Origin of the sequence: Rhodococcus sp. UYP9 (genome assembly GCF_040547235.1) — a bacterium.
GTDB lineage: Bacteria > Actinomycetota > Actinomycetes > Mycobacteriales > Mycobacteriaceae > Rhodococcoides.
In genome coordinates, this window is the sequence record NZ_JBEPPH010000005.1 from 103,759 (window position 1) to 121,782 (window position 18,024).

Annotated in this window: 15 protein-coding genes; 8 read left to right on the top strand and 7 right to left on the bottom strand. The window is 63.6% G+C overall.

What is annotated here, in order from left to right; translation table 11 throughout:
* Positions 1 to 23: 23 nt before the first annotated feature.
* The 7 genes from ABIB36_RS15860 to ABIB36_RS15890 all read left to right on the top strand — a co-directional run bounded on the left by ABIB36_RS15860 (position 24) and on the right by ABIB36_RS15890 (position 9,887).
* On the top strand, positions 24 to 941 hold the full coding sequence (locus ABIB36_RS15860) for an FAD binding domain-containing protein (protein WP_354561016.1): 918 nt from the start codon (positions 24 to 26) through the stop codon (positions 939 to 941).
* A gap of 2 nt (positions 942 to 943) precedes the next feature.
* Positions 944 to 1,582 (top strand): (2Fe-2S)-binding protein, encoded by a 639-nt coding sequence (locus ABIB36_RS15865; RefSeq protein WP_354561014.1) that lies wholly within the window; start codon positions 944 to 946, stop codon positions 1,580 to 1,582.
* On the top strand, positions 1,579 to 4,071 hold the full coding sequence (gene cutA / locus ABIB36_RS15870; RefSeq protein WP_354561013.1) for an aerobic carbon-monoxide dehydrogenase large subunit: 2,493 nt from the start codon (positions 1,579 to 1,581) through the stop codon (positions 4,069 to 4,071). Before ABIB36_RS15865 ends, cutA begins: the two co-directional genes overlap by 4 nt.
* Positions 4,068 to 4,742 carry an SRPBCC family protein gene (locus ABIB36_RS15875; protein ID WP_354561011.1) on the top strand — a complete coding sequence of 225 codons (675 nt, stop codon included), beginning with the start codon at positions 4,068 to 4,070 and terminating at the stop codon, positions 4,740 to 4,742. Before cutA ends, ABIB36_RS15875 begins: the two co-directional genes overlap by 4 nt.
* Positions 4,743 to 5,013: 271 nt before the next feature.
* Entirely contained in the window at positions 5,014 to 7,113 is a 2,100-nt protein-coding gene (locus ABIB36_RS15880) for a hydantoinase/oxoprolinase family protein (protein ID WP_269306173.1), read from the top strand.
* Positions 7,113 to 9,044: a hydantoinase B/oxoprolinase family protein gene (locus tag ABIB36_RS15885; RefSeq protein WP_502944918.1), complete on the top strand. Its 1,932-nt coding sequence runs from the start codon at positions 7,113 to 7,115 to the stop codon at positions 9,042 to 9,044. Before ABIB36_RS15880 ends, ABIB36_RS15885 begins: the two co-directional genes overlap by 1 nt.
* A 9-nt stretch (positions 9,045 to 9,053) precedes the next feature.
* Positions 9,054 to 9,887, top strand: a complete 834-nt coding sequence (locus ABIB36_RS15890; protein ID WP_354561009.1) for an NmrA family NAD(P)-binding protein — start codon at positions 9,054 to 9,056, stop codon at positions 9,885 to 9,887.
* A gap of 21 nt (positions 9,888 to 9,908) precedes the next feature.
* On the opposite strand, the gene ABIB36_RS15895 is transcribed toward ABIB36_RS15890, so the two are convergent.
* On the bottom strand, positions 9,909 to 10,538 hold the full coding sequence (locus tag ABIB36_RS15895; protein ID WP_354561007.1) for a MerR family transcriptional regulator: 630 nt from the start codon (positions 10,536 to 10,538) through the stop codon (positions 9,909 to 9,911).
* Between the two features lie 103 nt (positions 10,539 to 10,641).
* Here ABIB36_RS15895 and ABIB36_RS15900 point away from each other — a divergent pair, with 103 nt between their 5' ends.
* Complete coding sequence (locus ABIB36_RS15900; RefSeq protein ID WP_354561005.1) at positions 10,642 to 11,124, top strand: DUF4188 domain-containing protein; 483 nt, start codon at positions 10,642 to 10,644, stop codon at positions 11,122 to 11,124.
* Between the two features lie 182 nt (positions 11,125 to 11,306).
* Here ABIB36_RS15900 and ABIB36_RS15905 read toward each other — a convergent pair whose 3' ends face one another.
* From ABIB36_RS15905 to ABIB36_RS15930, 6 genes are all read right to left on the bottom strand, one after another.
* Entirely contained in the window at positions 11,307 to 11,921 is a 615-nt protein-coding gene (locus ABIB36_RS15905) for a TetR/AcrR family transcriptional regulator (RefSeq protein WP_136171588.1), read from the bottom strand.
* A gap of 31 nt (positions 11,922 to 11,952) precedes the next feature.
* Positions 11,953 to 12,924 carry a DMT family transporter gene (locus ABIB36_RS15910; RefSeq protein WP_354561002.1) on the bottom strand — a complete coding sequence of 324 codons (972 nt, stop codon included), beginning with the start codon at positions 12,922 to 12,924 and terminating at the stop codon, positions 11,953 to 11,955.
* A gap of 4 nt (positions 12,925 to 12,928) precedes the next feature.
* On the bottom strand, positions 12,929 to 14,086 hold the full coding sequence (locus tag ABIB36_RS15915) for an acyl-CoA dehydrogenase family protein (RefSeq protein ID WP_354561000.1): 1,158 nt from the start codon (positions 14,084 to 14,086) through the stop codon (positions 12,929 to 12,931).
* 94 nt (positions 14,087 to 14,180) lie between these two features.
* Positions 14,181 to 15,605, bottom strand: coding sequence for an aldehyde dehydrogenase family protein (locus ABIB36_RS15920; RefSeq protein ID WP_354560997.1), 1,425 nt, complete (start codon positions 15,603 to 15,605; stop codon positions 14,181 to 14,183).
* Positions 15,602 to 17,182 (bottom strand): thiamine pyrophosphate-binding protein, encoded by a 1,581-nt coding sequence (locus ABIB36_RS15925; RefSeq protein WP_354560995.1) that lies wholly within the window; start codon positions 17,180 to 17,182, stop codon positions 15,602 to 15,604. The genes ABIB36_RS15920 and ABIB36_RS15925 overlap by 4 nt, the downstream gene beginning before the upstream one ends.
* A gap of 1 nt (position 17,183) precedes the next feature.
* A complete protein-coding gene (locus tag ABIB36_RS15930; protein ID WP_354560993.1) occupies positions 17,184 to 17,990 on the bottom strand; it encodes an SDR family oxidoreductase in 807 nt (268 codons plus the stop codon).
* Positions 17,991 to 18,024: the final 34 nt, after the last annotated feature.

Genomic DNA, 18,024 nt, shown 5'->3' on the forward strand with positions numbered 1-18,024 from the left:
GCACAGGCAGGCAGGATCGGACTATGAAACCTTCGCCACTGAAATATCATCGGCCCCGGTCGATCGAGGAAGCGTGCGAGGTCCTTGCGGGGGTCGATGGCAAGGTCCTCGCAGGTGGGCAATCGCTCATTCCGATGCTGTCGATGCGTTTGGCTGCGCCTGGAACTCTCGTCGACATCACCGGGATCGATCGGCTCGATTCCATCACCGCATCCGCAGAATCAGGTGTGACCTTTCAAGCGCTGGCAACGCATGCGTCGTTGGCTTCGAACCCCGGAGCCAACGACGTGCAGCCACTGCTCGGCCGCACGCTGCAGTTGGTGGCTCACGCCACGATCAGGAACCGCGGTACCACCGTGGGATCGATCGTGCACGCCGACCCGTCGGCGGAAGTTCCTGCGGTACTGGTCCTGCTCGACGGTTCGGTGACCGTGCAGTCGGTGCGGGGCCGTCGCGATATCGCCGCGCGAGATCTGTTCCTGGGCCCGCTGGAGTCTTCCCTCGAACCGGACGAGATCGCGATCAGTGCAACCGTGCCGGCGGCCCGAAGGGGCGTCGGAACAGCGATCGACGAAATTGCCCGTCGACATGGCGATTACGCGCTCGTCGGTGTTGCAGCGCGCGTCGAGGTGGAAGACGGCGTGGTGACGAACGCTCGCGTCACCTATGTCTCTGCCGGTGAATTCGGCGAAGTGCTCGACTATACGGACGTCATCGGCGGGGCCTCGGTGTCCGACGACCGAGATCCCTTGTGGAACGTGCTGTCGGAGGCCGCGCGCAAGCGCGTCGAGACCGAAGCCGATATTCATGCCACTGCGCGGTATCGCTCACAGCTCGTCGCGGCATTGACTGCGAGAGTGGTCATGGCGGCCGCACGCGATGGAGCACTTTCTTTGGCAACCAGGCAGTCGACGCTACGCGTCGACGCCGGAGAGAAATAACGATGACAACCAAAGACGTCGAACAGCAGCTTTCCGATCTGATGGCTGAGACCGGTGAACAACATGTGGTCGTGTCGTTCACGCTCAACGGCACCAAGCAGACGATCACCGTTCCGGCGCGAACCATCGCATCCGACGCCATCCGACACAATCTTCGGCAGACCGGGACACACGTCGGGTGCGAACACGGGGTGTGCGGTGCATGCACGATCCTGTTGGACGGCAAGCCTATTCGGGCCTGCTTGATGCTTGCCGCGAGCCTCGAGGGTCAGTCCGTGACAACGGTCGAGGGTCTCGTGGAACCGGACGGCACCTTGCATCCTGTGCAGCAAGCATTCATGGACTGTCACGGGCTGCAGTGTGGATTCTGTACCCCCGGATTCGTCACCACCATCGCGGCCTTCCTCGAAGAGAACGACTCCCCGACACAAGAGGAAGCTACCGAGGCCATTGCCGGCAACATCTGCCGATGCACCGGTTACCAGAACATCAAGGCATCGGTGTTGCGTGCTGCCGAGATCAAGCGCGAGCGGGCGGGCGAGTTCCCTCTCGGTAAAGACGACGAATCGAGCCGGGCCGCGCTGGAAGGCAAAGTGCGAGGCAAGACCAATCCTGTAGGCGGACGGGCAGGCCGAGCATGAGCATCGCAAGCAAGACCGCAGCACAGACATCCAACAGCACGGCCCCCCTGTTCGGTCAGCCGCTGGCACGCTCGGAGGACACCCGACTGCTCAGCGGGGAGGGTAGGTACCTCGACGATCTGGGGCATGGGGCACTGATCGCGGCGTTCGTTCGCTCTCCACACGCACACGCACGGATCACCGACATCGACGTCGACGCAGCACTGGAAATGCCGGGTGTCCATGCCGTCTACACGTACGAGGACTTGGCCGAGGATTCCGAAGCAATGTCCGAAGGGCTCCCGCTTCTGATTCCGCACCCCGCAATCATCGCTCCCCGCAACGGCTTTCCCTTGGCGAAAGACGAGGTCAATCACGTCGGCGAGGCGATCGTCATGGTGGTGGCACGCAATCGATACGTCGCCGAGGATGCGTGCGCGAAGATCGACGTCACCTACGAGATCCTCGATCCGGTGGTGGGGATCGATACCGCTCGCCGCGCCGATCGCCAGGTTCACCCCGATGTGCCGGACAACGTCGCCGCGCATCTGCACCACGGCTTCGGTGACATCGATGCGGAGTTGGCGCGGGCGCCGCATCGGATCACCTTGAATCTCGAGGTGGAACGGTCCGCATCGATGCCCATGGAAGGTAAGGGTGTCTACGCACGGTGGGACAGTGACGAGGAAACGCTGACATTCTGGTCGTCGACACAGACCTCGACTTCCGTTCGCGCAGCGGTCGCGGCCCGACTCGGTATGGCGATGAACAAGGTGCACTGCATCGCCCCGGACGTCGGCGGCGGCTTCGGCGTCAAGATCATGCATCCCTGGCCCGAGGAAGTCATGGTGACCTGGGCTGCCCGACAGCTGGGCAAAGCCGGCATCTCGAACGAGGTCAAATGGGTGGAAGACCGCCGCGAACACTTCATTTCGAGCGCCCACGAACGCGGTCAGGTGCAGGAAGTCACAGTCGGGTTCGACGACGACGGCCGCCTGCTCGCATTCGATTTCACGCTCTGGCACGACAACGGCGCCTACCTGCCGTACGGGATCATCGTCCTCATCAACACTGCGACGCAGGTGCTCGGCCCGTACAAGCCGGTGTCCTTCCGCGTCAACGGATATTCGCTCTACACCAATACCGTGATCGTCATCCCGTATCGCGGTGCCGGCAGGCCGCAAGGCGTCTTTGCGATGGAGCGGTCGATGGACGCGATCGCCAAGTATCTCGGTAAGGACCGAATCGAGGTTCGCGAGAAGAACATCATCAGGCCCGAGGAGATGCCGTACGACTTCGGCCTGATGTTCCAGGACGGCCGTCCGTTGATCTACGACACCGGCGACTACCAGGCCGGGATCGACAAGCTCAAGGCCCTGATCGACTGGGACACCTTCCCCGAGTACAAGAAACAGGCTGCGGCAGAGGGTCGCTCGGTCGGCATCGGGGTCGGCCAATATGTCGAGGGCACCGGGCCCGGACCCTACGAGGGCGCACATGTCCTGATCGAAACCTCCGGCAAGATCAAGGGTGCCACCGGGCTCACTACTCAGGGCCAAGGTCATCAGACGACCTTCGCGCAGATCGTCGCCGACGACTTGGGCGTGGACATGTCCGACATCGAGATCGTGACCGGCGATACTCGTCGATTCGGTTATGCGGTGGGCACTTTCGCTTCCCGTGGCGCAGTCATGGCTGGTTCGGCTTTTCATGTGGCGGCACAGATGGTCGCGGAGAAAGCGAAGAAGGTCGCCGGCAATGCACTCGAGATCGATCCACTCGACCTGGAGCTGCGCGGTGGACACGTCTGCAAGATCGGTACCGAACCGGGAGCCGAGGGGACGTCCATTGCGCTCGGAATCGTTGCTGTACTGTCGAATCCGCTTCGGTACGCATTCGATGCGGAGTCCCGGCTTGCGACACAGTTCGCCAACGTGGACACCGACATGACGATTCCGCCGATCCCGGAGGGCGAGCAACCGGGGTTGGAGGCCACCGGGTACTACTCTCCCCCGAGGTCGACCTTCGCATCCGGCATTCATGCCGCCATCGTGGAGACCGACCCGGTTACGGCCGAGATCCACGTCGAGCGGTATGCCGTCGTGCACGACTGCGGCAATGTGATCAACCCGAGGATCGTCGAGGGCCAGATTCACGGTGGCGTCGCACAGGGAATCGGTGGGGCGCTCTACGAGAAGATCGTCTACGACGAGCACGGACAGTTGCTCAACGCATCCTTCATGGACTTTCTGCTGCCCTTCGTCACCGAGGTACCCGACACGATCGAGATCGACCACACCGTCACCCCGTCCGGGCTCAATCCGCTCGGTATGAAGGGCGCCGGTGAGGCCGGAGTCATTCCGACCACGGCAGTCATCGCGGCAGCGATCGAAGACGCCGAGGGCTTCGCCATCACCTCGATGCCCATTTCCCCATCAGACCTGTTCGAGCTCCGACTCTTACACGCAAGTGCCGAGCCGGAAGATGAATCACCCAAGGAGAACTCATGAGAATCGCAGGCACCGCGCAGCTGAAAGCACCTCCCGCGGAGGTGTACGACAGCATGCAGGACGGCCGAGTGCTGGCGGCGACTATCCCCGGCGTGCAGTCCCTCGATCAATTGAGCGACGACCATTACAAGCTCTCGTTGATCGCCGGTGTGGCAGCGATCAAGGGCACGTACGACGGCGAGGTCCGGCTCTCGCAGCAGAACCGGCCCGAGTCCTTCGTGATGACCGCGTCCGGGGCGGGAGCGCCGGGCACGGTGCGCGCTGATGTCACGATCAGGTTGGAGCCGACGGAAAATGGCGGCACGCTCCTGAGCTACGACGCCGATGCCGTCGTCGGCGGCATGGTCGGTGGCGTCGGTCAGCGGATGATCACCGGTGTCGCCAAGAAGATGGCGGGTGTGTTCTTCAACGGACTCGATGGCGTCATCGCCAACGGGATTCCAGAGGCGACTCCTGCCGCTACGGCAGTGGTCGCTGCAGACGGTGCCGCGCCGGAGGCAGCCACCGGCGGTGTTGCTCTACCGATCGGCGCTGGTGTGCAGCGTGTCGGTGCAGGTCCGGCGCCGGCAGGTGCGTCGGCGCAGAGTGTCTTGATCGCCGCTGCGGCCGGGGCGGCCATCGCGTTGGCCGGTGTTCTCGTGGGCGGCATTCTGGTTCGAAAAGAACGGTAAGTCACCACTACTGGGGAGTGATTCCCAGCGCTACCTCGACTGCGAAAGGCCGCTCTTCCCTGTCAGGGAGGGCGGCCTTTCGCATTGCCGTCGCAATGTGTGCCAGTCCCCCGCCCGCTCCTCGCGTCGGGAAACACAAATGAAGCGAGCGAGTTTGGCACCTTGTGACAAAGATACTGACGCGCTGAAGGAGTCCAATATCACTAGACGTCAGGCATGCGCAGACCCGATCGGCGGTCGCGCTGCCTACGAACCCAATCAAGGAGGAAGCGTGGAGCCAAGAAAGATTCGGGTCGGGATCGACACCGGTGGAACATTCACCGATGTGGTGGCAGTGGACGAAGAGTCCGGTGAAATGGCCACCACGAAGACTCCCTCCACTCCGGCAGATCCAGCCGAAGGATTCCTCGCTGGGATCGACAAAGTCCTGCAGCAACTCGGGGTCACGGGCGACTCGCTCAGCGCAGTGAGTCACGGCACCACCGTTGCCACCAACAAACTGCTCGAAGGCAAGGTCGAGAACCTCGGGTTCATCACCACCGAGGGCTACGAGCATGTGCTCGAAATTGCTCGCCAGTCGGTACCCGACGGTTACGGCAACTCGTACTTCTGGGTCAAACCCGAACGTATCGTCCCGGCCCATCGCGTCCGCACCATTCGTGGCCGGTTGTACTTCGATGGCACCGAGATTCGTCCGCTCAACGAGGACGATGTTCGCGATGCTGCACGGTTCTTCAAGGCAGAGGGAGTCAAGACCCTCGGTGTGTGCCTCGTGCACTCCTATGCCAACCCTGATCACGAACAGCGCGTGCGGGACATCCTCCTCGAGGAATACCCCGAGGCGACGGTCAGCATCTCGACCGAAGTTCTGCGTGAGTACCGCGAGTTCGAGCGGTCCATTACGACATTGGTGGATGCGGCCGTGAAGCCGAACATCCGCAACTACGTCAACAACATCGCCACCCGGCTGCGTGAGTTCGCCACCGAGTCGGGTGAAGCCCGCGATGTTCCGTTCTACGTCATGAAGTCCAACGGTGGTGTTCTCTCCGCCAAAGAGGTTGTCAATCAGCCGATCACGACTGTTCTGTCCGGGCCCGCAGCCGGCGCCCTCGGTGCAGCGTTGGTGGCCAGTGCAGCGGGCGTCGATCAGGTGCTCACCTGCGATGGCGGCGGCACCTCCACCGACGTGACCGTAGTGGTCCACGGCGAGCCTGCTTTGACGACCGAAGGACGCGTCGGAAACTATCCGTCCAAGATTCCGATGATCGACGTGGTCACCGTCGGCGCCGGCGGCGGGTCGATTGCCTGGATGACTCCTGAGGGAACCCTGCGCGTCGGACCGCAGTCTGCCGGTGCCGATCCAGGCCCGATGTGTTACGGCAACGGCGGTTCCGCTCCGACCATCACCGATGCGCATGTACTCCTGGGCCGGATACCTCCCCACCTGCTCGGCGGTGAGATCCCGCTCGATACCGATCTGGCAAGGAAGGGTATCGAACAACTGGCACAAGAGTTGTCGCTGGAGATCGAGGCTTGCGGAACCGGAATCCTCGAAGTGTCCGCCTGGAATCAGGCCAACGCACTTCGTCAGATTTCCGTCAAGCGCGGACTCGATGTACGCGACTTCACCCTCGTGACGTTCGGTGGATCCGGTTCACTGCTCGCCTGCAGGTTGATGGACATCCTGGGACTGAAAGATGTTCTGGTACCGCTCAATCCAGGTAACGTATCCGCCTTCGGTCTGCTGACCGTCGATGTGCGCAACGATTACGTCCAGACTCATGTCAGTCGGCACGACCGTCTCCGTGCAGAGGACTTGCAGTCCGAACTCGAAGTTCTCGCCGAGCGTGCCGATGCAGCACTGGCAGGAGAGGGCTTCGCGCCCGAAGATCGCCAGTACGCACGCACCGCGGATCTGCGCTACTTCGGTCAGGCCTTCGAGGTTCGCGTGCCGATCGTAGACGGCGACATCACCCAGTCGACGATGGATCAAGCAGCGGAGGCCTTCCACGAAGCGCACCGCGAGCTCTACGGTTACGACTTCCGCAGCGACAAGAGCCAGTTCGTCGAGTGGGTCAACCTGCGGGTCAGCGGTATCGGCCCGATCAAGCGACCGGTGTTGTCCGAGATTGCCAAGGGAAGCGGCGCCGAAGTCGCACGAACGGGAACGCGTCGGGCCTACTTCGACGGCTGGCACGAGACCGCGATTTACGATCGCCCGGCGCTCGGTGCCGGTGACTCCATCGAAGGACCGGCCGTCATCGAAGAGTTCAGCTCCACCGTGCCGGTGGATCCCGGATTCTCCGCTCACATCGACAACTTCGGAAACATCCGCATCACCAGGAATCTCGACTCGAACGGAGCGCACTGATGACTGTCATCGACATGGTTAACAACAAGCCCTACCGATTGACTCCCGTCGACGCACCCGCGCCCGACCCCGTCCTCGTCGAGATCGTGGCCGGGTATCTCGCGAGCGTCGAAATGGAGGTGGAGACTGCCATTGCGCGAACCTCCCGCTCGCCGATGATCCGCGACGCGCACGATTTCCGCGCGGGAATCTACGACCGGAACATGCGCAAGCTCACCGGCCGCTCCTACTCCGCCCTCGTGCAGCCCGTGGTCCGCGACTTCCCCATCGACACGATGAAGCCCGGGGACGTCTTCTTCCACAACGACGTCTACCTCTCAGAGGGTGGCATCGGCCACCTCCCCGACCTTTGCGTCACGGTGCCCGTGTTCGCGACGCTGCCCGGGGCGGACAAGCCCTCGGTCGTCGCGTTCGTGCAGGCCTTCGGCCACCACGACGACATCGGCGGCTGCTGCCCCGGCTCCATGCCGTCCGGCGCCACCTCGGTCTACGAGGAGGGGCTGATGGTCCCGCCGATCAAGCTGTGGGACCAGGGCGTGCCCAACGAGGCGGCGCTGCGAATCATGACCCGCAACTCCCGGATGCCGGACGCGTTGGCCGCCGACCTGGACGCCGAGTGCTCGGCCTGTCTGATGGGTGCGCGCAGGCTGACGGAACTGTTCGAACGCTACGGCGTCGAGACCATCGAGGGCTGCTTCGACGCTTCGATGGATGCCTGCACCGAAACCTATCGGCGCGAGATCCTGTCCAAGATCCCTGTTGGGGAGTACACCTGGGAGGACTACGCCGAGCACGACGGCGTCGACGAGCCGATGCTGCACGTGCAGCGGATCACGATGACCAAGACCGCGCCCGAGGACGAGGGCGGCGAGCGGCTGATCCTCGACTTCACCGGCACCGGACCGCAGGCGAAGGGGCCGATCAACCACTGCGGCGATTACGCCGACGGCAACTTCCTGGCGAAGTGGCTGGCGCCGGTGCTTCGCAGCCTCGCTGACACCCCGGAGCGGATGGCCGAGCTCGACGTCAACGAGGGCATCATCCCTCTGATCGAGATGAAGTTCCCGGAGCCGGGCACGCTGATCACTCCGATCTTCCCGGCACCCACCAACGCCCGCACGTTCGTGATCCTGCGACTGCTCGGCGTACTCACCGGTGCCATCGCGAAGGCCGTCGACGGCAACATGCCCGCCGACCAGGAGACCATCCGCTACACCGGCGTCTACGGTGAGGACTTCGAAGGCCAGTCCTACCTCATGCGTGAGGTGCTCGGCGGTGGCTCGGGCGGGCGTTATTACGCGGACGGTGAGGACACCATCCACGTGGTGCCCGACTCGCGAAATCTTCCGACCGAGTTCACCGAGAGCCGTTTCCCCTTCATCGTCGAAAAGCTCGGCCTGGCACGCGATTCCGGCGGCGCCGGCCGCTACCGCGGTGGCCTCGGGTACGAGAAGCACATCCGCATGCTCAAGGATGCGCACTTCATGTCCATCGCCGACCGCTCCATCCTCGCCTGCTGGGGCGTCAAGGGCGGCAAGGCCGGATCGCCGTTCTCCGTGGTGATCAATCCGGGTGAGCCCAACGAACGGCTCTTCGACGCGCTCACCGACGCGGAGCCGATCCGTGCCGGGGAGACGTTCCGGATTCGCACCACCGGTGGCGGCGGATGGGGCGACCCGCTGGAGCGCCCCCTCGACGAGGTGGAGCGTGACGTGTTGTGGAACAAAGTCTCTCGTGAGAGTGCGGCCGCTGACTACGGTGTGGTCATTGCGGAGGGCGAGGCGCAAGCCGATGCTTCGGCGTCGGAGAAGCTTCGCGCCGAGATGCGCGCCGCACGCGCGGACAACGAGCCTTTCTTCGATCGGGGGCCCGGTTACGAACGGCTCTCCGGCGGTGCGAAGTTCGCCATATACGACTTCCTCGACAGCTGACGTTCGCCCGTGAACAGTGAAACCGCCTGTGGCACCGACATTGCAGTCGTCGGTGCCACAGGCAAGACCGGAAAGGCCGTGGTCGCCGCCCTCGACGGGCGGGCCACGGTCCGGCAGTTGAGCCGCACCGCGCCGGATCATCCGATCGATCTGGACACCGGCGAGGGTCTGAAGGCAGCATTCACCGGCTGCGCCGGGGTGTATTTCATCGCACCCAATCTGCATCCGGACGAACCTGCCGCGCTACGGCGAGCGTTGGAGGCCGCGAGTGAGGCAGGGGTGGATCATGTTGTCTACCACTCGGTCGCGTGGCCCTACAGTCCGCGGATGCCGCACCATATGGACAAAGCCCGATGCGAGGACGACCTGCGGGCATTCGCCTCACGTCATTCACTGCGTTGGACCATCCTGCAGCCCTGCGCCTATACCCAGAATTTCGATTCGATACTCACCGGAGAATCCACCGATCTCGTGGTGCCGTATAGCACCGAATCGAAGTTTTCCTTCGTAAGCCTCGGCGACGTCGCCGAGATTGCCGCCCGAATTTTGTTGGCAGCCGAGGAGCATCATGGGGCCACGTACGAACTCGGCGGCCCCGAGGCAATGAGCGTCGGCGACATGGTTCGACTCGTCGAGGAGATGACCTCACGGTCGGTGGCGGTGGAACAACTCGATGTCGAGCAATGGATGCACGCCTACGGGCAGAGCCTCGGCGTCGATGGCCGGGCCCGGCTCGGGGCGATGTTCGAGTTCTACGACGATCGAGACTTCCTGGCCGGCGGAATGGCAAGCAAGGCCTTGCTCGGACGGGACCCGACACCGGTGCGTGCCCTGGTTCGCTGAACCGCCCAGTTACGCAAGCGCCTACTTGTCCCTATCGATTCGGAAGCTGGCGGCTTCGAGCGCGAGGCGTCGAATCTCGGCGAGGGCTCGTTCGAGTATCACGGTCCCGAGAAGCATCGTCTCGACGGCAGCCGTGCGGTCCGGCATGGCTCGGGCGTATTCCACTTGCGCCTTGGCGGTCCGCTCGACGGTATCGGCTGCTGCATCGAAGTCGGTGAGCGTTATCGGAAAGTCGAATCTGCGCAGTGTGGCAACAAGTTCGGCCAGCCGGTGTGGCGCGGGAGCATTCGGCTCGATATTCCAATCCCTGTCGGCGAGCCATGTCTGCACCTCACCATAGGCAGTCTTCACCTCGACCGGCTCGTCTTCGTCGGGGAGCTGGTCGAGGCCATGCATGACCGCCCCGAATGCGTCGTGGATCGACGTCGAGTCATCTTCGACTGCGGCCAGTGTTGCGCGCACATGCGAGATCGAGAGTCCCCCGATGTCGATCAGGGAGCGAATCAACCGCAGTCGGCGGATGTGATGTTCGCTGTACACAGCTTGGTTGGTCGCCGTCTGCGCGCCACCGAACAGCAGACCTTCACGCAGGTAGTACTTGATGGATGCAATGGACACCCCGCTGCGCTGGCTGAGTTCGGAAACCCTCACCGCTGAACCCTTGACATCATTTATCGATAGTAGCACTATCCATTATGGATAAAGACGCTATCGGTAAGATCGACTGCGGAGCCGTCAACGAAGGGGTGCGTACATGATCCGAAGTCGAGTTCAGACCGGCCGGTACACCGCAGAGGTCGAAGGTGAGTTCGTCATCTTCCTCATCGGCATACGCCTCAACAAGCTATGGAAGATCCACAAGTGGATCGGCCCATTCCTCGCCATGCCGCGAATGCTGCAAGAGTTACAACAGCACCCTGACAAGGGCCTGCTGGGCGCTCGGATGTCGTTGGGGGGCCGCACGATCACCGTGGTGCAGTACTGGCGCAGCTTCGACCAACTCGAAGCATTTGCGAAAAACCCGAACGATCCACACCTACCGGCATGGAAGGCGTTCAACAAACGCGTCGGCGCCGGCGGCGACGTCGGGGTCTACCACGAGACATACCGTGTCAGCCCTGGTCAGCACGAGTCGATCTACTCGAACATGCCCATCATGGGGCTAGCCGCAGCCGGCAGATCGGTCGCAGTAGGAAAGCGCAGTGAAACGGCGAGAGCACGCATCGCGGGGTCATGAACGGGGATTCCGGATGTGGCAGTTCGGTTCCGAAACCGACCAATCATGTAGGACCCTTCTGGCACAGCACCCAGCATGAAGTCCTCCCTCGAGGCTGCGCGGACGACCGGCGTCGTGCGGTCGAAGACGCAGATGATCGTTGCTCGCTTCCAACGAAACGCGTTTTGCTGCCTACCAGGGCTTCAGGTCCGGATGGGGTCGGCGGCGAGCATGATCGAGTCGATGTACGAGTCGCATAGTTCGAGCATGCGTGCTTGCGTCACGTGGGTGGACTTGTTCAAGGCCTGAATTGCCAAGCCGTCGAGCATGCTCAGAAGCATGTCCGTCAGGTCGGCAGGGTCGGCGGCCTGGTTGAGAACGCCCTCTGCTGCGGCATCGTCGACGGTGGCACGAACAATTCCCCGCCAGGTTTGGTAGATGGTGTCGTTGAGCGCTTGTAGCTCCGCGCTGCCGAGTGCTGCCGCCCAGAGTTCCACCCACACTCGCCACGCTGTGATGGTCTCGGGTCCAGCGGGTAGGTAAGACTCCACCAAGTGGTGCAGGTGCGCACGAGGTGATTCTTTGCCCTCCCCGATCCACTTGCGGCGCTGGAGCGAGTTCTCGAAGTTGAACGCGAATGCTTCGTGTAGCAACGTGTCTTTCGACTCGAAGTAATAGTGGACGGTGCCACTACTTATGCCGGCTCCCTTCGCCACATCGGCTACCCGGACGCCCCGGAACCCCAACTCCGCGATGCTTTCACATGCGGCCTGCAGGATTTGCTGCCTACGCTCGGCCTCGACACTCGGGCGTGCCATGTTGATCACCACTCCTTCTCATCACTGTTGGCTACCGTATCGGACAAGCAGTGGAGTGACTCGCGGACGAAAGCGTTCGCGTCTGCCTTTTCGTGGAGGTCGCCCACGGCAGTACCCCGCACGCCAGCAGAATTACCGCCATTCCGGCCCATTGTCCAGGCATCAGGGACTCTGCGAGGACAAGGCTTGCAGCCAGCACACCCACTATTGGCTCGAGCAAACCCAGCAGGCTCAACGAGACCGCACCGAGCCTGCGCACCGCATAGAACGCACAGCCGATGCCGACCGGAATCATGAAGACCCCCTGCAGGATCACCGACACCCACCCCATCGATGTGATCGCCAGGCTCTGCCAGGTCACCAAGGCGACCGCCCCAGCGGTCAGCCCAGCGCCCGCCGTAACCAGACCGCCGGCGACCACGGCTCCCACTTCTTGCACCCACCGCTCACCGAGCACTAGGTACAGGGCATAGCCCAAAGCGCTGGCCACTGCGAGCCCGATGCCCGCCAGCTTGACGTCTGCCGCCCCGGTCCAGCCGACCAGCCCGATTCCCCCGATCATGACGAGGCATAACGCGATAACCAGCGGGCTGTGCCGCTGGCGGTAGGTCAGCCACACCATCAGGAGGACGAACACCGGGTAGACGTGTACCATTACGACCGCGACCTGCACCCCGGTGGACTGAACGGCCGCAAAATAACAGAGGAGCTGAAAGCCGAACAGGGGCCCGCACACCAGCATCAGCTTCGCAGGTGTCCGCCACGACGTACGTCGAATCCGGCCGGTGGCCCAGGCGAACAGCAGGATCGCTGCTGCCCCGAAGAGGCTGCGCAGCGCGACGAGCATCGTCGGTGTCAATCCGGTTTCGTAGGAGAGTGCGGCAATCGTCGGTGTGAGTCCATAGACTACGGCCGACAAGACGCCGCACGCCCAGGCGACAGCGACGTGCGGCGGGGTGGCCGGATTCGCCTCGACGCCTGGGCGTTTGGTCGACAGTGACACGTGGCTAGAGCTTCCGCGAGATCACGAGTCGCATGATGTCCGAGGTTCCTTCCTCGAGCTCTTCGAGCTTGACGTCGCGCATCCACTGCTCGACGGGGAACTCGCGGGAGTAGCCCCAACCGCCGAGGGTCTGGATCGCCGCGTGGGTGACGAACATGGCCATCTCCGAAGCCGTCAGTTTGGCCATTGCAGCCAGCCCTGTCGAATCGTGGCCGGCGTCGAGTGAACGAGCTGCATGCAATACCAGCAGGCGCGCGGACTCGATGCGATTTGCCATGTCTGCCAACCGAAATGCGACGGCCTGGTGCTCGATGATCGGCTTGCCGAACTGGGTGCGGTTACGGGCGTAGTCGAGTGCGAACTCGTAGGCCGCGCGCGCTGAGCCGACGGCCGCTGCGCCGAGCACGATGCGCGAGATATCGAAGGTTTTCATCAGACCGATGAAGCCTTGGCCTTCGTCTCCGAGTCGATCCTCGTCGGGGACGAAGACGTCGTCGAAGAACAGCTCGCGGCAGACGATTGCGCGCTGGCCCATCTTCTTCATAGGCTCGCCCCAGCTCAGACCCGCCACGTCGCTCTTGATCAGGAATGCGGTAATCCCCTTGGACCGCTCGTTGCGGTCCGTCTTGGCGAAAACTACGTACTGACTGGCCGCGCCGGCGTTGGAGATCCACACCTTCTGGCCCTTGATCTTGTATCCGCCGTCGACCTTGGCGGCGTAAGTGACCATGGATGCGGCGTCCGAACCTGATCCCGGCTCGGTGGTCGCGAGAGCCGTCAGCAGGGGCGAAGTGCCGGTCAGTGGACGCAGCCACTTTTCCTTCTGCTCATCGGTACCGAGCTCGAGGATCGGGTCGGAGAAGAAGCCGTTGGAGCACACGAAGTTGCCGATACCGGGATCGCCGAAGCACAGCTCCTCCTGGACAAGGCACTGAGTGAAGACGTCGGTGAACCCGCCGCCGCCGAACTCCTCCGGGATCATGTAGTCGGTGATGCCGACCTGCGCGGCCTTCTGGAAGATATCGACGGGTGTGACCGTGTCGGCCTCGTCGACCTCGCGGCCACGGGGGCGGATCTCCTTCGCTGCGAAGTCGCGGCAGAGCTTGACGATCTCGCGCTGCTCGGTGGTGAGGGCCCAGGGCTCGAACGCGGTGAGGGTCATCTTGATGGCCTTTCTTAATTGACTGGTCAGTTAACTATGTACCGAAGTGTCTGAAATGTAAATAGATGCGCGAAAGTTGCTCGTATTCAATGGTTCACATCTGCACCGACGTCCATTCCGTGAACTCCTCGAAGCCGATCACACCGAGCTCACGGCCCAGTCCGGAGAGCTTCCAGCCACCGAACGGCGCCAGCGGGTTGAACAACGCGCCGTTGATATCGACCTGCCCGGTATCGAGTCGTGCCGCAATCTCCAGTGCAGCTTCCGCATCCGCCGACCACACCGCGCCGGCCAACCCGTAGTCGGTGGCATTGGCCAACGTCACCGCATCGTCCTCGTCCTCGTAGGCCTCGACGACCAGGACCGGGCCGAAGATCTCCTCGGTTGTCACCGGATCACCGCGTTCGATACCGCACAGAACTGTCGCGCGCACGTAATGCCCGTCGAGTCCGGGGATTGGATCCGAGCCGCCTGCCGCGACCCGCGCGCCGCGCTCGATCGCGCCGTCGACCGCAGCCAGCACCGACAGTCGTTGCTTGTGCGAGACCAACGGACCGAGATCGGTACTGCGATCGGTCGGATCCCCCACCACCAGCGCGTCGGCACGCATCGCGGCCAACGTCACGGCCTCGTCGTAGCGCTCCTGCGGCACCAACAACCTGGTCCACGCGCTGCACGTCTGTCCGCTGTTGAGCATCGCGGCGTCCACTGTGGCGGGTACCGCGACTTCGAAGTCCGCGTCGGCCAGCAGCACCGAGGCGGACTTCCCGCCGAGTTCGAGGCACGCCCGCTTGATCAGCTCGCCCGCTGAGCGGCCCACCTGACGGCCCACCGTGGTGGAGCCGGTGAAGGACACCACTGCGACATCGGGGTGCTCGGTCAGCGCAGGCCCGAGCACGGTTCCGGAGCCGGGCAGCAGGTTCACCACCCCGGCGGGGAGCGAGGTCTCGAGCACCGCGTCGCAGAACAGGTACGTGGTGATCGGAGTCAGCTCGGCGGGTTTGAGCACCGTGGTGCACCCCGCTGCCAAGGCCGCACCGACCTTCGCCGCCAACTGGTAGAGCGGATAGTTCCACGGCGTGATGCATGCGACCACCCCCGCCGGGCGACGCAGCAGCACCGAGTTGCCGGTTCGCTCACGTAGCGGGGTGTCCCGTGCAATGACGGCGAAGGACTCGATGATCTCGATCGCCAAATCCACGTGGGCCTCCTCGGCCACCGTGATCGGCGCACCGACCTCTGCGATCGTTGCTGCGACCAACTCGTCCCGGCGATCACGTAGTGCGGTCACCAGTTCTTCCAGTGCCGCCGAGCGCTGCTTTCCGGTGGTCCGGCCCCAGCCCACACCCGCGGCGACTGCGGCCGCGACAGCAAGGTTCACGTCTGCCACGGTGGCGGACGCGGCCCGGCCGACGATTTCACCGGTGGCAGGATTCTCCACATCCGTCGTAGTCGAGCGCGGTTCCCAGCGCCCGCCTATCAATACGGTGTCGCGCATCCAGTTCTGCGGTGCGGTCATGACTTCTCCTCGCGAATGTGAATGACGGTGGGCCTATCGGCCGCGAAAGCTTTCGTGACCGCGTCGGTCAAGTCGGCCGAGGACTCCAGGCCGACACCCAGACAACCCATCGAGCGGGCCAGGGCAGGGAAGTCGATGGCGGCCAAGCCCACCGCGTGGACGGGGTCGGATCGTTCGATCATCTCGTCGCGGATTTCGCCGTAGCCGCCGTTGTCGACCACGATGATCGGCAGCGGCACAGCGAGTTCCGCGGCCGCGGCAAGTTCGGCGATAGTGAACATCACGCCGCCGTCACCGAGCATCGCCACAACTTGCCGGTCACCCGCCGCGATCTTTGCGCCGATCGCTGCGGGCAGTCCGTAGCCGAGAGTGCCGACACCCGTCGGGTAGAGGAAGGAACGCGGCCGGTGCAACGGCAGGTTCGCCATGGCGCCGTAGTAGCAGGCCATGGTGGAGTCGCCGACGAGTATCGCGTCCTCGTCCAGCGCCTTGTCGAGTGCGGCGAGAATGCCCAGGTAGTTTTTGCCCTCGACCTCTGAATCGGACCGCAGCCTGATACGCCACTGCGCAGCACGCTGCATAGCGGGTTCGCGAACCAACCCGTCGATGAGCGCGCGCAAAGTCGCGGACGCGTCGCCGATCAGTGCCACCTCGGGAATCGCGTTGGTGCACACCGATGTCGGGTCGATATCGATACGGATCAACTTCCCCTCCGCCTCGAGCGGCCCGTACCAGAAGTCCGAAGGCGCGAGCTCGGTGCCGACGGCGAGTATCGCGTCGGACTCCGTGACCAGGTCCTTGACCGACGGCAGATGCACGCCAGCCCCGAGCGAGAGGTCGTGACTTTCCGGCAGTACGCCTTTGCCATTGGTGGTGGTCAGCACCGGAGCTCCCAGCAGCTCCGCCAACTCCCGCAATGGGGTTGCCGCACCAGAAGACCCGCCGCCCGCGATGATCAACGGCGAGTCTGCCGCTGCCAACAATGCGCGGGCCGTCTCCAGTACAGCCACGGGCGCAGTCACCGCGGACTGAGCAATCGGGCCGAGGATGGTCACGGGTGCCGCCTCGTCGAGAATATCGAGAGGGATCTCCAAGTACGCCGGTCGTGGTCGGCCAGAGGTCATTGCGGCGAAACATTGAGCGACAGCGAGCGGGATCTCCGCGACGCTTGTCACCCGTTGGCTATGTCCCACAATCGAATCCATTGCGCCGGTCTGGTTCTTGATCTCGTGCAGGATGCCGTTGCCATTGCTCGGGTGCCGCAGGGGTAGTCCTGGCGAAATCAATAGCACCGGAATGGAATCGGAGTATGCCTGGGCTGCAGCGGCAGCGGTGTTGAGGATGGCCGGGCCGGACGTCGTAATCGCCACTCCCGGCTTGCCCGACGTGCGCGCGTAACCGTCGGCCGCGTACCCGGCCCCCTGCTCGTGCCGGGTGAGCACGTGGGTGATCTGCGACTCCGCGAGCGCGCCATAGATCGGCAGGTTGTGGGTACCGGGAATACCGAATACCGTCCGGACACCATGAGCTTCGAGCGCGGCAACCAGCGCTTGGCCGCCGTTCATGTCGGTTGCCATTTCAGGCCTCGTTTCGAGGATCGGTGTAGATCGCCTTGCCCAGCCACTGCCCGCCATCGACCACAAGGGTTTCGCCGGTGACGTAGGCGGCCCGGTCGGACAGCAGGTAGGCCGCGGATTCCGCTACCTCCTCGGGTGTGGTGAACCGGCCCGCCGGGACGCTGGAAAGTACACGGGCACGGGCCTTCTCATCGGGCCACAGCGCAGCGCCGGCGCCCTCGGTCTCCGTCGGTCCCGGCGCGATGCAGTTGAGCCGGACACCGCGCGCAGCCCACTCCACTGCCAAGGTTCGCGTCATCGCAACCACCCCAGCCTTTGCTGCGGCGCTGTGCACGGTGCCAGGGTGTCCGTGCCACGCATAGGTGGCGATGGTGTTGAGGATCGCGCCCCGGCCGGCGGCGAGCATGTGCTTGCTGGCAGCGCGAGTGCCGTAGAAACTGCCGTTGAGGACGATGTCGATGACCGCCTTCCAGCCGCCCGGTGACAGGTTCTCACCGGGCACGACGAAGTTGCCAGCGGCATTGTTGACCAGCACGTCGAGGCGGCCGTGCCGTTCGACGACGCCGTCGATCAACGCCTCGACCGCTGCGGCATCGCGTACGTCGCAGGTCAATCCTTCACCTTTCCCTCCGGCAGCCTCGGCGAGGCGGACGGTCTCGAGCAACGGCTCTTCGCGGCGCCCGACTACGGCTACAGTGCCTCCCGCTGCGGCGTAGCGTACTGCGATGGCCCGGCCGATCCCCGATCCCCCGCCGGTGATAACGGCGACGCGGCCGGCGAACTCGTTACGAATATCTGGTGCAGTCATGTCGATGTCCTTGCTTGTCAATGCTTCTGAGAAG